Raw genomic sequence first — 15162 nt, 5'->3', positions numbered from 1 at the left:
CGAATCAATTAGTTGCCAATTTTACGGAGAGCTCATGAAGTATATCCTTTGCTTCATTCAAATCATTATTCCAAGTTGGTTTGGGGTCAACAGTACCTAATTTCTGAATTGCTGTCTGTAAACTGGCTAAACCGTTCAGGTCGCCTTGCAGCCGAAGTTTGGTTTTGACAATTTGAATTTTCTCATAGTCCTGAATCCCCTCAACCATACGTTCGAACCGAATCGAACTCCGTGCTCCCGGATATACGACAAAGGTGTCCCCAGCTGGAAATGCACGAAACCTAGAGTCGACTGCTGCATCTTCTACCCAAGAATTATAAGCCCATCGCAACATCCCATTAAAGTTGTTCGCTTCGGTATACCATCCCAGATAGGTCGACTCAGCAGGCGGAGAAAATGTGAATTGATTCGGAAATACGTCAGTACAACAAATGTAGAAAGTAGTATTCAGTCCCCTCGCTTTGCGATCTTTCAAATCTTCGGGGGAAAAAGGATGTGCCGCTGATATGCTAATATCCTCACTATCGGGATAACGTTGATATGTCTTATGGTTATCTGCATATGACACGCCCAGTTTTGGACTAATCTCTTTCAACAGAGAAAAAGCCGCAGCCATCTCTTCGCTCGACCGCTCATCGATTGCAATATTGGTGATATTTATCCAGTCTTTTGCTTCTAAATGCGCAACAAAATCTTTAAGAAACGGTGTCCACACCTCTTTAAAAATTGGCGTTCCAGGCTTTGCTGCAACCGTCACTAATGAATCAGAAGCCTCATCATGGTAGTGAATTTCGTTATTCCACGGAATAATAGAGTAACAATTGATCATCTTATTTACACCGAGATCCAGCATTAACTCTACCCACTGGTCAAAAATTGCATAGTTATATTTCCAACTACCATCTGATTTTTTCGTCCAGGTGATCATATCGTCATAGGGATCGTATGTTTGAACGTTCCAAGGATCTTTATTAAGCGTGGTGGTTATAACTTTCTGACCAGCGTCGGCAAGCATTTTCATAACAGGTTTAAGTGCCTCAAAATGCGCATCGGACCAAAGCTCTACGCCATGTACACGCGCAACAGCGGCTGGATGTTGCCACTGATCCAAATGGAAACCCCACTTGCTTACCGCCGGTAAAGTTTGATCAACAACTTCTAAAGTAAAATCCAACTCATCCAGTACTTTTCCTTGCGAGGTAATTGCAATTTTCGAGGAATATTTTCCTGGTTTCGCGTCCCGGGGAATATGAACCGTTACCCATACTGGACGTACTTTGTTCGCCTCCATGTCAAGTGCTTGAACGCTATCGAGCATATCGGCAGAAAGAGAGGCCGGGAAATCACCATTTTTACGCGGACCACAACCATCGCCATATTCATCAGTCATCACGTAACGTACAAATCGCGCTGACGCTATATCACCCGCTAGTTTATCTCCATCAGTTTGTGCGAATTCAGAGACCTTCACTTGAACATCGCTAACCAGTTCACTGGTCCATAAAAGAATTTGGGTCCCTACTCGCTCGCCTTTCCAACCACGTACTCCGTGTTTTTTGCTTTCCCGTATATCGGGCACTAATGACTTGGCGAAACGCTTATCAACCGTTGCATACGAGGCGTGCAAACCTTTGTTCACGCCGGACCAATCAGCTAGCGTATCAGCTGTCGGGTCAGCTAACTCACTTTGAGTACTCTTGGAATGGGGCGTTTGGTGTACACAGCCCGACGTTGCAAGTAATAACAATCCCGAGAGAAGCATACCACTGAAATTAGATGAAGATATTTTCATAAGTATTGAGTCAATTTTTAGTCTTCTTACAGCAAGCTAACTAAATTTAATAGGCATTGCAAATTACACGGAAACGCAATCGTTTGCAAAAATATGAATTTGTAGAAGTGGGAGATGCAGGTAGAAGCTTCCACAACAACGTCTGCATTTTCATCTGAGTCAAAGTTCCTGCGACTTAACGTTAACCGAGAGCTACGTCCTGGGCAAACACATTAAAAATTCCAGTGCAACATCTGACGCTGATGTACGTTGTTTAGTCATTGTTCCGGCTTTTGATCGCCACTTTGTTCTTCAGGGAGAAATTCTGGATTCCATTTATGTCTCGTTTCCTGCAGGCACCCTCCTGAAAATCAATCTCAAGTACCTAATGTAATTTCTTTTCAATGGTCCAATGTCCGCGTATATTGCGCTGATAGAGCCCGGCATCCACGGTTTTACGCCTTATGTAATAGCGCACCTCTTTCCCGCTATTCCAGGAGCTTTGAAACAGCGTTCACTTTCCGCTTTAATCAAAACAGGCAGGTCCTTCCACCTCAGCGGCTCATCGATAATTATTTGCAGAATATTTATTTTAATGCGTTTGCCCTGTGCGAAGCATTTTAAAATTGCATCTGATAGAATAAAATTTAAGACTTTATAAACACTTTTGCTAATATTTGGGATTGGGGCAGATTAAAAATTATCAGGAGTTAAATCAATTGGTAAAAAATGAAATATACATAACCAATAGCAACTCGTTGAGCTTTATCGTTGTGAAAATACATCTGAGTTTTTTGGGAAAGCCGGCAGGATCTTACCCTTTTTGAGTAGAATGGGTCTATCCAATTGCCAAACTCTGTGTTTTTGATGATACAAATGCATTAGTTTAAATACACTACTCCCCAATTATAGATATCATCAATAATCGATTCCAGTTTTTCACCCTTTTCGGTCAAACTATACTCGACAGTTGCTGGAACAGTTGCAAAAACCTCTCTTACTATGACTCCATTTTCGACTAAATTTTTCAACTCCTTCACCAACATCCTAGTATTGATATGAGGGATTGAACGTTCCAATTCGCTAAAACGCTTTTTCCCGGAGAATAGCATATAGATAATGGACATAGACCATTTCCCTCCAATTACTTTTAAAATTTCTTGAAAGACACACTGGTCTTCAAAATTTTTAATTTTTTTCACTTCCATAAGTTACTTTTTTTCAACTACACTTTACTATATGACACTACTGGCCAAAATTGTAACTACTTGCAAAAGTAAAGTATGAATTTTATGTTTGCAACACATATTCTTAAATATATCAGTATGAATAATTCATTAAAAGGACAAATCGCTCTGGTTACAGGTGGAACTAAAGGTATAGGAAAGGCTATTGCAACTAAATTAAGTAGCGAAGGTGCCACATTAATTATAACCGCGCGATCAGAGCCCTTGGAGAATTCCTTAGGCCATCATTTCATTGAAGCCGACCATTCAAAGAATGAAAGTGCGGATATAATCGCACAAGAAATTATCGAAAAATATGGCAAACTAGACATTATCGTAAATAATGCAGGAGCAAATTTAACCCCCAGTGGTGGCTATAGTGTACTTTCGGATGAAGACTGGAACAACGAGATACAATTGAATTTAATGTCAGCAGTTCGCATGAATAAAGCATTAATTCCATTAATGATAAAACAAAAAAAAGGTGCCATAATTAATATCTCGATGAATCCCGCCATCCAACCGATGTGGGAAATAACGATGGCGTATTCTGCAGCGAAAGCGGCATTAAATGCATACAGTAAGGCTTTAGCATCTGAGTTAGGGAGTAAGGGCATACGTGTCAATACCGTTTCACCAGGCTTAGTTAAGACACCACAAATGCAGCAATATATTGATACAATGTCAGAATCTTCAGGCATCACAGTTGCAGAAGCTACCCAATCGTTAATGAATAAACTTGGGAATGTTCCATTAGGACGCCCAGGCGAACCAGAGGAAGTCGCTGATTTGGTTCGGTTTCTTGTGTCAAAGGAGGCAAGTTATCTTTCAGGTGCAATTTATCAAATTGACGGAGGTTCTCTGGCCGTAGTTTAATCTATGAAAAAAATTGATCTGCCTGAGGATTGATGATAACTTTTTTGTGCTCCAGCTGTTCATGTAATGCCATACGCTATGGTTTGCGTATGGCTTTTTTATCTTTAGCCTGCTGCTCTTTGATTTCTGCATTCTGTTCTTCGCCGACTTGCTCGATCAGGGTATCTGGAGCTAATGAATCAAACAACTATAATTGTCCTACTTTGGGCATATAGGGTTCTCACCGTACGTATGCATACATTGAGACCAACTCGCGCATCGGAAATGCAATTGATTATGGTCATTGTGCTAACGAGTTGTAGCGCATCGCATTTTCAAATTCGTTCAACGATTTAGATCATCAAATCGGGACTAAATGTTGGTTTACCAACAAAAATATTGAACCGCATAAACGTACTTTTACGTCGGGAATAGGTCGTATGCCTCCCTTCTTGTTGTAAACCATCTATATAATTGCCACCAAACTCGAACAAATCGATCTGTTCGTTATCCTTACGAAGAATTTGAGTAATTTCGGTAGCGGTAACATATTCTATCCTTGGGCCCAACTCGTTGATTTTCTTTCGATACTCATTAACTTCAGCTGTCAGATAGGTATCGAGAAATACCTTTTTTAATCGTACCTTTGTGCTCGAATCAGAACGGACCGATGATACTTCGGAACGTGTCGCAAAGATCGAAGTATCGATATACGACGACTTGTTGTGTGTTATTCGAATCTTAACACTCCAAGATCCGTCCTGCTTCTAATGGTGTTTCAGGATTACTGATGATACGGTTGTCATTGTTAATTATTTGTAAATATTTTTGAATAAATATAAACAAAATACCACGCTCGACCTTGTACAGGTAAAGTGGATACTGCGGTTAAACACAATCAAAACACGTTGACAAACAATATGTTAACACATTAAATACAGTCAAAAAATTTATTAAATGGTAAACGTATCGAATCTAAGCCTTCGATTTGGAAAACGCATTCTATTCGAAGATGTAAATTTAAAGTTCACAACAGGAAATTGTTACGGTATTATTGGTGCCAATGGTGCTGGGAAATCTACATTTCTAAAAATAATTTCCGGCGAGGTAGATCAAACTTCTGGATCGGTTTCTTTCACACCTGGCGAACGGATGTCGGTATTGAATCAAAATCACTATGAGTTTGATGATTTTACCGTCCTGGAAACAGTAATGATGGGTAATCAAGATCTATACAAGATCATGAAGGAGAAAGATGCGATTTATATGAAAGAAGATTTTACCGACGCCGATGGCGAACGCGCGGGTGAATTGGAAAGTATTTTCGCAGAAATGGATGGTTGGAATGCGGAAAGCAACGCAGCTACCTTATTGAGCAACCTGGGCATAAAAGAGGGTCTACACATTAAGCTCGTAAAAGAGTTGGATGGTAACGAAAAGGTGCGTGTACTGTTAGCCCAAGCACTTTTCGGTAATCCTGATATTTTAATTCTTGATGAACCTACCAACGATCTCGACATCAACACGATCGCATGGCTTGAAGACTTTCTTGCTTCATACGAAGCCATCGTACTAGTTGTTTCCCATGACCGCCACTTCCTGGATCATGTATGTACGCATATTGTAGATATTGACTTTGGTAAAATGAGTGTCTACTCGGGTAACTACTCATTTTGGTATGAATCCTCCCAGTTAGCATTAAAACAACGTTCTGACCAGAACAAGAAAACCGAAGACAAGATTAAAGAATTGCAAGAGTTTATTCGAAGATTCTCCGCAAATGCATCAAAATCCAAGCAAGCAACTTCGCGTAAAAAAGCACTTGACAAGCTTAATCTTGATGATATCAGACCCTCGAACAGAAAATACCCCGCTATCATGTTCAACCAAATGGATCGCGAGCCGGGTGATCAAATATTGAATGTTGAGGGACTTAGTAAAACAGTGAATGATGAGGTCTACTTTAAGGGGGTCACATTCATGATCAATAAAGGAGATAAGATAGCTGTTTTATCTGAAAACTCGCTCGTTACCACAGCCTTCTATGATATACTTTCTGGACGCGACACGGACTTCAAAGGCGATTTCAAATGGGGTATAACGATTACTCCGACTGACATGCCAATTGAAAATGCCGAATATTTTGACGGGAGTAATGAAAACTTGATCGACTGGCTGCGTAATTACACCAGTAAGCCCGAAGCTGACGAACAATTTATCCGTGGATTTTTGGGTAAAATGCTCTTCTCAGGCGAAGAGGTGATGAAAAAAGTATCGGTTTTATCGGGTGGTGAAAAGATGCGTTGTATGTTCTCCAAAATGATGCTGCAAGGTGCAAACTTTTTACTTTTTGATGAACCTACAAACCATTTGGATCTCGAGTCTATTACCGCGTTAAACAATGGTATGTCAGAATTTAGAGGATCAATGTTGTTCACCTCACGTGACCACGAACTAACAGAAACTGTTGCCAACCGTGTCATTGAGCTAACCCCTAACGGCATCATCGATAAACTGATGACCTATGACGAGTATATCAATTCCGATGTAGTAAAAGCTCAACGGGAGGAATTATACGGTCGAAGCAAGTAATTCCAACCAATAACGGAAACAAAAAAGTCCTGTAAAAATACAGGACTTTTTTGTTTTTAAAAATTAGCTGAGCGCGTATGCTTCGAGCTCACATGACTCTATTTTTATATACCGTCTTTGTGATATTGGAACTCAAATCCATCACATATCCATTTACAATTGCATATTTCAAAGTCCCCCCTGTACTTAAAAAGAAATTAGTACTTCCGTACGGTACTATCTCGGTGGATGTCGTGAAATCAGGGGAAGTAACGACCACAAGGGGCAGGTTATGCAGCTCGTTATCTTCTTTATGATTTACCTTTACAGCAATATACCCCTCTTTAAGTAATTCCAAAGCGCGTTTTTGGGTTATCGCATCAACCGATTCAAATGCCTCCGGATAGGTTTTACCAGGAACAAAGGAAAGATTCGATGCATCAATATCGTCGTAGCCGTAAAAATCAGCGAGGTCTCCAATATCCTCAACATGCCCACGAACGTAAAAATCCTTTTCAACTGTTGTCTCGCTCCTTCGGATCGCTATATCAGTAACTAAGTTTGCCCGTTTAGAACCGATATCCAAGTTCCGGATTACCACGTCATGAAGTTGAGATGCACTAAATGGTATTTGGTCGTACTCTTGGTGATCGTACTGCTGATAGGATCCTTGGGCAATTTCAATCAACGCTTGTAGAATGATTGCAAAATTCATTTTACGAATTTCCTGCTTCTCGGGATCTCCTTTAAGTCCGCCCGATTCAATTAATACCGTGCTGGCTCCCCAAGACTGAAAGTTATCTCCAAATCCACGCGGGCTATATGTGTCATCATATTTCGCAACAGCGCTAGGAATATATTGCTGTAACAAATTATTCATTCCAACAATGAGCTGCATAGCACCCTTGCGCACGTCATTCACCTCTCTTTCGACATTGTAAGCCGGTGCTAAAACAGAAATTGCAACCGGATTATTTGTACCAGGAACATTGTAATAGATATTCTGATCATGTAAATTAAAACCGTAACTGGGTTTAATTTTTTGAGCCATAGCACGTAAAAGTCCTCCTTCTACAGATTCACTCTCCCTTGCATCTCTATTGAGATCAATATATTGAGCATTTTTACGTGTGTACCGTTGCGCGCCGTCAGGATTCAACATCGGTATAAAATGCATTTCCAGATTATCGTTTAATAGTGTACGAATGGAATCGTAACCATCTTCTCTGCCTTCAAGAAAATTAAAAAGGTCAAACAAAGCCATAGTAGCAGTAGGCTCATCCCCATGCATTTGCGACCATAGCATTACCTTTTTTTCGCCCCTACCATATTGTAATTTATAAATCGAGCGATCTTCGAACGACTTACCGATCTCGTCAACCTTAAGTACGCCATGCTCCTGATGCTTATTGACTAATATCGCAATATCATTGTGCTTAAAACGCCTGTGTATAAGTTCGTTTTCTTTATATCTCTCGTGTAAAGTGTTGTATTGTGCTGTATCTAGTGGCATCGTGTCTTTAAAATTGGATTTATCATTCGGCAACATCCCCGTACATGATTGAAAGAAGATAACCGCTCCAAGGCCAAGTGTATGTAAGTTCGTTTTCATCATATTAGTTTAACGCTGGTTCCAATAACTCTATTATACCTGCAGTCGCATCCATTCTTACTGTGACACCTACTGGAAGGATAAATTGATCCGAAATATGCCCGATTCGTGCACCGCTATACGAAGGGATATTTAAAGGACGAATATAATCGTCTAATATCTGGTCAAGATTAAATGAGCCATAGCCAGAAGTCGGGCTGCAGTCCGTACAGTTACCAAAAACAAAACCTTTGATTGCAGCGAGTATTCCCGCATTCTTCAACTGACAAAACATCCTATCTACACGACCATAATCTTCGTCGACCTCTTCGATAAATAAAATCGCATCTTTAAAATCTGGAAGAAAGGCCGAGCCACATAACCCCGAAACTAGCGTAAGATTCCCACCTAATAACACCCCTTCCACGCGACCCTCATGGATCGTTCGGATTCGATCATTGTATTGAATAAAGGTATCACCCTTCTTGGCTGGATTCACGAATTTTTGGAGTTTATTTTCAAAAAACTGTTCTTCAAATTTCTCAACCAATTGGCTGCTCCATGTACTGGTACCGACTGCCCCGTGAAAAGAAACAAGGCCGATTTTCGTATACAATGCAAGTATTAATCCCGTGATATCACTATATCCCAATATTACTTTAGGATTTTTAGCTATTAAGCTGTAATCAATACGATCCAGCAGCCGGCTAACGCCTGTTCCTCCTCTTATACAAACTACTCCCTGAACCTGAGGATCAGCAAACATCTGGTGAATGTCTGCTAGCCGCTCTTCATCGGTACCTGCTAAATTTCCGTAACGAGACCGGATATGCTCTCCTTCTTTGACGCGAAAACCGAGCTTCTCGAGTAGCTCTTTGGTCACTAAAATAGATCGTTCTGAATCTAGCGCACCGGCCGGGGCAATAATACCAATGCAGTCGCCCACATTCAATGTCGCCGGTTTTAATGTCCGTTTGAGCGCGAGTGGTACAGCCCGACTCTCATTTGACCAAAAGCCTAACGAAACAACGCCTAGCCCGAAGGACTTCAAAAAATGTCTTTTATTCATTCCCCTTACCGATTAAATAAGATACGGTGTCCGGTGCCGGTTTCGATAATTTCGCCGCCACTATAAGCAATATTTCCGGAAACCAAAGTATGTGTAATGCTTGATGAAAATTGGTGGCCCAAAAAGGGTGACCAACCACATTTAGAAAGTATATTCTCTTGGGTGACCGTGTATGGTTTATTTAAATCCACAAGCACAAGATCTGCCCAATATCCTTCACGGATAAATCCCCTGCTCTCAATCTCAAACAATGTAGCGGTGTTGTGCGCGGTTTTCATAACCAATTCTTCTATGGTTAACTTCCCCTGTTTCACCATATCTAGTAAAGCCTGCAACGCATGCTGAATTAACGGTCCGCCCGAAGGAGCCTTCGCATACGGCTGTTCTTTCTCTGCCAGCGTATGTGGTGCATGATCCGTTGCAATTACGTCGATCGTACCATTTAATACAGCTTCTAAAATTGCGTCCCGGTCGGCCGAACTTTTGACCGCAGGATTCCACTTAATGAAATTTCCTTTTTGTGGATAGTCTGCATCGGAAAACCACAAGTGGTGTATACACGCTTCTGCCGTAATACGTTTTTCAGAAAGAGGAAGCGTACTATCAAAAAGGCTGGTCTCTATCGCCGTCGAGATATGAAGGATATGTAATCGTGTATTATGCTTTTTCGCTAATTCGACCGCTTTTGAAGAAGAAAGATAGCAGGCCTCAGCGGAACGAATTAATGGATGCATCTGTGCAGTTAGACCTTCTTCACCATATTTTTCAATATAGGTATTAAGATTATGTTGTACGGTCGCTTCATCTTCACAATGAACGGCAATCAATGTCGGCGCTTCGGAGAAGATAGCTTCTAAAGTCTGTGCGTTATCCACCAGCATGTTTCCAGTTGAAGAGCCCATAAAGATCTTTATACCACAAACTTCGCGTGGATTTGTTTTGAGAACCTCCGCAAGATTATCGTTCGCTGCGCCCATATAAAAGGAGTAATTTGCTAAAGAGCACTCCGAAGCAGTTTCGTACTTATCTTCTAAAAGACGCTGCGTAAGTGTATTGGGAACAGTATTAGGCATTTCCATAAATGAGGTTGTCCCTCCAGCTACCGCAGCACGGCTTTCGTGCCAAATATCTGCCTTGTGTGTCAAGCCTGGCTCACGAAAGTGTACTTGGTCATCAATTAACCCCGGAAGTAGATGCAATCCGGTTGCATCGATGAACTGATCGGCGGGATGATTAATTTCATCGGCAATCATTTCTATTCGGCCCTGGTTCACGTATACATCTGCTATAAAAGTATTCCCTTCGTTGACAATTGTTGCAGACTTGATAAGTATTGATGACATTTATATTAGAAATTTAATAGTTAAAGTGCGTTGATTGATCCTATTTCTTTTAGTAGCTTGTTATTCAAACGAATTTACGAATAAACTACAAACATGCCACCAAAACATAAAAGAAAAAGCCCGCAATCGGGCGACTGCGAGCTTCTCTATTAACCAATTATAAACTTAAATTATGAGATCACAAATTTAATCTTTTGGCAAAGGAACCACAATAGATATATGCACCTTCATGCATATTGTTACTATCTATCGACCTCACCAAGCACAATATCAATCGACCCCAGTATCGCAATTAAGTCCGTGATCAACTGTCCTTTTCCTAACACAGGCAAAACAGAAAGATTATTAAAACTTGGGCCTCTGGCTTTTACACGCTTGGGGATATCCGTTTTTTCTTGCGTCACAAAGTGAAACCCCAGTTCACCTTTGGGGTTTTCTGCACGAATGTAATATTCTTGTGATTTTAAATTCACCTTCTTTGGAACACGCCCCCTTGGGTCAAAATCAGGCGTACGTTTAAAGTCAGACAACAATCGTCGTGTACATTGCTCAATAATTTTCACGGATTCTTTTACTTCATCTACCCGAACCTTATAGCGATCCCAACAGTCGCCCACAATTCCCATCTCCCCCTTGCCGATTGGTATTTCAAAATCCAACTCTGGGTATACCGAATATCCGTCTACACGGCGTAAGTCCCATTTAATACCCGACGCGCGTAACATTGGCCCGCTGCAGCCGTAATTTATTGCCACATCTGCCGGAAGTGCACCGATATTTGCCGTCCGTGAAATAAAAATTTGGTTGTTAGAAAGTAAATCATCAAGTTCAACAAGCTTAGGCTTAAAATACTTGACAAAATCATTGCAACGCTCCTCAAACCCGACAGGCAAATCATAAAACAAACCGCCCACCCATATATAATTATAGAGCATTCGAGAGCCAGATGCCCATTCCAACATATTCATTATATGCTCTCTATCACGAAAGCACCACATGAATGGCGTAAATGCACCGATATCGATTCCGTATGTCCCGATGGCAATCAAATGGGAAGCGATACGGTTAAGTTCACATACCAACACGCGTATATATTCTATGCGCTTTGGCAAGTCATTATCAATTCCGAGCATCCGCTCCACGCCCATCACAAAGGCGTGACTATTGTTCATCGATGACAAGTAATCAAGCCTATCGGTAAAAGGAATTGATTTGCCGTAATTCATCGACTCCGCATGCTTATCAAAACACCGATGAAGATATCCCATATGTGGAATAATTTCTTTCACCAGCTCACCGTCGGTGACCAGTTCCAGCCTTAGTACGCCATGGGTTGAGGGGTGCTGCGGACCGAGGTTTATCACCATTTCCTGAGCGTCTATCCCCGCTATTTTATCTTTATATCGTTCGAGGGCCTCTGTATATTTACGCATGAAAAATTATTTAATTGATATACCATGATAGCTTTCCGGATCCTTATAATCTTTTCTCAACGGATAGCCTTCCCAATCGTCTGGCAGCAAAATTCGTCGCAAGTCAGGATGACCGGTAAAAAAAATACCCATCAAATCATATGCTTCTCGCTCATGCCATTCTGCAGTCCGCCAAACCGAACTCACCGAAGGTACTTCCGGTAAATTATCATCTTTTCGTTCATTCGTTAATTCCACTTTCAGAACCAATTGCTTTTGATAAGGTATCGACGCTAAGTGGTATACTACTGTAAACTTGTTTTCTGGAAAATAATCGACAGCGGAAATATTAGATAGAAAATCGAAATAATATTCCTCCGTATCTCTCAAAAACATACAAATATCCACGATAAAATCGACTTTCAGCACAAAAATTGGTTGCAAAGAGGATTCTTCAACGCGCACAAACGCCTCGGGTCCAAAAGTATTAATAATGTGTTCTTTTAATTCTCCAATCATACTGTTAAGGTGCCAAACGATGAATTTCCCAATCCCCCCCACGGTTAACATATTCCACTCTGTCGTGTAAACGGCTGCTTCTTCCTTGCCAAAACTCCATACGAACAGGTTTCACAAGATAACCGCCCCAATACGCTGGCCGAGGGACCTCATCGTTCAACGCGTATTTGTTCTCCAAGGAATCAACACGCGTTTGTAAAAAATTTCTATCGTCAATTATCGAACTTTGGGGCGAAGCTAATGCCCCCAATTGACTAGCTTTTGGACGCGAAGCAAAATACTCGTCCGAGTCTTCAGCAGGTAGTTTTTCAGCGCGACCTTCAATACGTACCTGTCGCTGCAATTCTGGCCAAAAGAACAACAAGCTAACCCGATCACAATTTGCAATCGCTCGTCCCTTTCTGCTATCATAGTTTGTAAAAAAACTAAAACCATTCGATTTGATATCTTTTAATAGCACAACCCTCGAGGAAGGAAAATGACCTTCGCCAATTGTGGAAAGAACCATCGCATTAGGTTCCATCACCTGTGAACGTACGGATTGGTCAAACCAGCACTGAAATTGCTCGATGGGGTTCGCTGCGACGTCTTTCTCTTCAAGGTGGAATTTGCTATAATCTTCTCGGATAGCGGCAATATCTTTATGAATAATAGACATGATTCAAGTCAGTTGATACAAAGAGCAAACTTAATCAAAACGTACCGCATTCGCAGGACGGTAAAAGGAAAAAATTGTGATTCTCTACAAAAAACCTTATATTAAACCTTAAATACAACGTTTAGGCATTTTTAGCAGTCCAACAGATATGTTCAATACAACTACACCTCAAAAAGGGAGCATCCTACTTGCAGAACCATTTATGTTAGACTTTAACTTCGACAGATCGGTAATTTTACTCTGCGAGCATGATATTGAGGAAGGCACTATGGGACTTGTTCTGAATCACCGCTCCAACTTATTGCTATCGGACGTGATTTCTGAAATTGAGTCGGATGATTACCCTGTATATATTGGCGGCCCGGTAAATAATGAAGCACTGTTTTTTATTCATAAAATTCCTAATCAGATTGAGAATAGCTTACAGCTTGTTAACGACATCCACTTCGGTGGAGATTTTGATCAGGTCATATTTTTGATTAATAATAACCTAATTACCTCCGCCGATATTAAGTTCTTTTTGGGCTATGCAGGATGGAATATCAACCAGTTAGAAAATGAGATCAACGACAACAGTTGGGCAGTGCATAGCAAGTTTCCAACGGAGCTCTTACTTTTACAAGATGGAGAAGATTTGTGGAAACAAGCAATTATAAGTTTGGGACCCAAATATGCGCATGTAGCCAATTTCCCAAAATCTCCAAATATGAATTAGTTGGCAATGCAAAATGCCCTCAAAAATCACTGATCCAGGAATACCATTCCTTTAAAATCCATTTCATTGTAATTCACTAAGGCATCCTCGATAAGCATGAACTCGTGTCTGCCAATTTTAATATACGAGAATTCGACAAACTTCTTATCTACTGAATCTGGCACCCAGGAGGGGTCACTATTAGTCTCTGGGTTACAACTCCGTAACGCGTTGTACCCTCTGGTTCTAAGTTCCACCAATACTTCGCGACTAAGCCTAACAAAACTCATCATAACGTTTGAAATTATCGTATCTCTTCATAGTTACAACAACCAAACGAAGCGTTTTGTTTAATTAAACCCATCACTTATCGCTAGGTTATTCAAACAGTCGATAGAATCGGTAGATGTTGCCTACATTATAATGATAAGAAATCATCTTTGAACAATTCCTCTTTCATCCCAATAAAGGAATAATATCCCGGTAAAAACCAACCAAGCGCACGAAGAATCGATTGATAATGTGCTTCATTTTTAAATTGCCATGGCACAATATTAAAAACCAGATGTTGCCCCTTATCAGCTTCCTGACGGTTTATCAGGCACACTTTTGGGTCCGCAACACCCTGAGCTTGAAGGAAGCTCTTGATAACGTGACGCGCACGGGTAGGTAAAATTGATTCAGACGGGCTGCCCACAAGCACTTGCTCTTTTACGTCAAGTACCTCGTTTTCTGAACCTGATTTAACAAACCCATGGTTAACTGGATAGGCAAAAGTTTTATGCACCGAATAATGCAATAAATCACCATAAGTCAGTACCCATTCAACGTCATTACCTTTGGGTTCCAACGCAACCCCAAATCCATTTTCAAGAAGAAAATCGTCAATCATCTTCTCAATAACATAGCATTGAAAACTAACGCTAGGTTCCGGAATGAAAATCTGAAAATAAGGGAACTTATCTGGACCTTGTATTACTTGGGGGGCCGCAGATACAAAACTCGCTGTTGCCACATGTGATAAAAACCGGATCACCCATTCGTCATCTCTATTCTCTTTCGACGTATCTAACAAAGATTTTATGATCGCGGTATGTCCAAGATCCCCCTCGTACTCTTCGGAAAAGGCCTCCGTTTTTCGTTCAGAAGTATTTTCAGTCCGCACTTTAATTCCGTCAACAGATCCTATCGAAGCTGGTTTACTCGTTTGCTGCTGGACGATCGCTTCACGGTCTTCGTGATCCTCTTTTTGTTTCTTTTTGAACAAATCAAATATTCCCATCATTTTGTATTTTAAGTCGAAGATATCTAATTCAAAACAGAATACAAATTGTATATCTTGTTTCGGCGTTGAATTCAAGGGATCGCAATTCCGCAAATGAAAGAATTTCATGCTGCACAGTAGGTTAATGTATATACGACCAACCATATAGACTAAAATGAATATTCAAAA

14 protein-coding genes are annotated in these 15162 nt (G+C 40.8%); 3 read left to right on the top strand and 11 right to left on the bottom strand.

Going from position 1 to position 15162, the window contains the following annotated elements:
• Positions 1–4 precede the first annotated feature (4 nt).
• Positions 5–1792 (bottom strand): DUF4091 domain-containing protein, encoded by a 1788-nt coding sequence (locus tag FM107_RS16070; RefSeq protein ID WP_086949508.1) that lies wholly within the window; start codon positions 1790–1792, stop codon positions 5–7.
• An 860-nt stretch (positions 1793–2652) separates the two neighbouring features.
• Positions 2653–2979 (bottom strand): helix-turn-helix domain-containing protein, encoded by a 327-nt coding sequence (locus FM107_RS16065; RefSeq protein WP_086949507.1) that lies wholly within the window; start codon positions 2977–2979, stop codon positions 2653–2655.
• Between the two features lie 117 nt (positions 2980–3096).
• Here FM107_RS16065 and FM107_RS16060 point away from each other — a divergent pair, with 117 nt between their 5' ends.
• Complete coding sequence (locus tag FM107_RS16060; protein ID WP_086949559.1) at positions 3097–3873, top strand: SDR family oxidoreductase; 777 nt, start codon at positions 3097–3099, stop codon at positions 3871–3873.
• Positions 3874–4205: 332 nt separating this feature from the next.
• Here the strand turns inward: FM107_RS16060 and FM107_RS19590 are convergent, their stop codons facing one another.
• Complete coding sequence (locus FM107_RS19590; RefSeq protein ID WP_179204527.1) at positions 4206–4421, bottom strand: hypothetical protein; 216 nt, start codon at positions 4419–4421, stop codon at positions 4206–4208.
• Between the two features lie 388 nt (positions 4422–4809).
• Between FM107_RS19590 and FM107_RS16050 the strand changes: the two genes are divergently transcribed.
• Positions 4810–6444 carry an ABC-F family ATP-binding cassette domain-containing protein gene (locus FM107_RS16050; protein ID WP_086949505.1) on the top strand — a complete coding sequence of 545 codons (1635 nt, stop codon included), beginning with the start codon at positions 4810–4812 and terminating at the stop codon, positions 6442–6444.
• Between the two features lie 88 nt (positions 6445–6532).
• Here FM107_RS16050 and FM107_RS16045 read toward each other — a convergent pair whose 3' ends face one another.
• The 6 genes from FM107_RS16045 to pdxH form a co-directional block, all read right to left on the bottom strand.
• Positions 6533–8038, bottom strand: coding sequence for a M14 family zinc carboxypeptidase (locus FM107_RS16045; RefSeq protein WP_256959585.1), 1506 nt, complete (start codon positions 8036–8038; stop codon positions 6533–6535).
• A gap of 1 nt (position 8039) precedes the next feature.
• The gene (locus tag FM107_RS16040) at positions 8040–9083 is read right to left on the bottom strand and encodes an LD-carboxypeptidase (RefSeq protein WP_086949504.1); all 1044 of its coding nucleotides are present in this window, start codon (positions 9081–9083) and stop codon (positions 8040–8042) included.
• Positions 9084–9088: 5 nt separating this feature from the next.
• Positions 9089–10426: a dihydroorotase gene (locus FM107_RS16035; RefSeq protein WP_086949503.1), complete on the bottom strand. Its 1338-nt coding sequence runs from the start codon at positions 10424–10426 to the stop codon at positions 9089–9091.
• A gap of 242 nt (positions 10427–10668) precedes the next feature.
• Positions 10669–11859: an NADH-quinone oxidoreductase subunit D gene (locus FM107_RS16030; RefSeq protein WP_086949502.1), complete on the bottom strand. Its 1191-nt coding sequence runs from the start codon at positions 11857–11859 to the stop codon at positions 10669–10671.
• Positions 11860–11865: 6 nt separating this feature from the next.
• Positions 11866–12357, bottom strand: a complete 492-nt coding sequence (locus tag FM107_RS16025; protein ID WP_086949501.1) for an NADH-quinone oxidoreductase subunit C — start codon at positions 12355–12357, stop codon at positions 11866–11868.
• Positions 12358–12361: 4 nt separating this feature from the next.
• Complete coding sequence (pdxH, locus tag FM107_RS16020) at positions 12362–13015, bottom strand: pyridoxamine 5'-phosphate oxidase (protein ID WP_086949500.1); 654 nt, start codon at positions 13013–13015, stop codon at positions 12362–12364.
• Positions 13016–13163: 148 nt separating this feature from the next.
• Between pdxH and FM107_RS16015 the strand changes: the two genes are divergently transcribed.
• A complete protein-coding gene (locus FM107_RS16015; protein ID WP_086949499.1) occupies positions 13164–13730 on the top strand; it encodes a YqgE/AlgH family protein in 567 nt (188 codons plus the stop codon).
• Between the two features lie 26 nt (positions 13731–13756).
• On the opposite strand, the gene FM107_RS16010 is transcribed toward FM107_RS16015, so the two are convergent.
• Together FM107_RS16010 and FM107_RS16005 are read right to left on the bottom strand one after the other, a co-directional pair.
• Positions 13757–14002: a hypothetical protein gene (locus FM107_RS16010; RefSeq protein WP_086949498.1), complete on the bottom strand. Its 246-nt coding sequence runs from the start codon at positions 14000–14002 to the stop codon at positions 13757–13759.
• A 125-nt stretch (positions 14003–14127) separates the two neighbouring features.
• Positions 14128–14994 carry a hypothetical protein gene (locus tag FM107_RS16005; protein WP_179204526.1) on the bottom strand — a complete coding sequence of 289 codons (867 nt, stop codon included), beginning with the start codon at positions 14992–14994 and terminating at the stop codon, positions 14128–14130.
• Between the last annotated feature and the right edge of the window lie 168 nt (positions 14995–15162).

The sequence above is a fragment of the Sphingobacterium sp. JB170 genome, from assembly GCF_900163865.1.
Taxonomy (GTDB): Bacteria; Bacteroidota; Bacteroidia; order Sphingobacteriales; family Sphingobacteriaceae; genus Sphingobacterium.
The sequence above is the reverse complement of the archived record's forward strand: the minus strand, read 5'-3'. Positions and strand labels throughout refer to the sequence as shown.

Bases quoted from the DNA above. Each gene is read 5' to 3' on its own strand.
- FM107_RS16070 (WP_086949508.1), bottom strand. From the start codon at position 1,792: ATGAAAATATCTTCATCTAATTTCAGTGGTATGCTTCTCTCGGGATTG.
- FM107_RS16065 (WP_086949507.1), bottom strand. From the start codon at position 2,979: ATGGAAGTGAAAAAAATTAAAAATTTTGAAGACCAGTGTGTCTTTCAA.
- FM107_RS16060 (WP_086949559.1), top strand. From the start codon at position 3,097: ATGAATAATTCATTAAAAGGACAAATCGCTCTGGTTACAGGTGGAACT.
- FM107_RS16050 (WP_086949505.1), top strand. From the start codon at position 4,810: ATGGTAAACGTATCGAATCTAAGCCTTCGATTTGGAAAACGCATTCTA.
- FM107_RS16045 (WP_256959585.1), bottom strand. From the start codon at position 8,038: ATGATGAAAACGAACTTACATACACTTGGCCTTGGAGCGGTTATCTTC.
- FM107_RS16040 (WP_086949504.1), bottom strand. From the start codon at position 9,083: ATGAATAAAAGACATTTTTTGAAGTCCTTCGGGCTAGGCGTTGTTTCG.
- FM107_RS16035 (WP_086949503.1), bottom strand. From the start codon at position 10,426: ATGTCATCAATACTTATCAAGTCTGCAACAATTGTCAACGAAGGGAAT.
- FM107_RS16030 (WP_086949502.1), bottom strand. From the start codon at position 11,859: ATGCGTAAATATACAGAGGCCCTCGAACGATATAAAGATAAAATAGCG.
- FM107_RS16025 (WP_086949501.1), bottom strand. From the start codon at position 12,357: ATGATTGGAGAATTAAAAGAACACATTATTAATACTTTTGGACCCGAG.
- pdxH (WP_086949500.1), bottom strand. From the start codon at position 13,015: ATGTCTATTATTCATAAAGATATTGCCGCTATCCGAGAAGATTATAGC.
- FM107_RS16015 (WP_086949499.1), top strand. From the start codon at position 13,164: ATGTTCAATACAACTACACCTCAAAAAGGGAGCATCCTACTTGCAGAA.
- FM107_RS16010 (WP_086949498.1), bottom strand. From the start codon at position 14,002: ATGATGAGTTTTGTTAGGCTTAGTCGCGAAGTATTGGTGGAACTTAGA.
- FM107_RS16005 (WP_179204526.1), bottom strand. From the start codon at position 14,994: ATGATGGGAATATTTGATTTGTTCAAAAAGAAACAAAAAGAGGATCAC.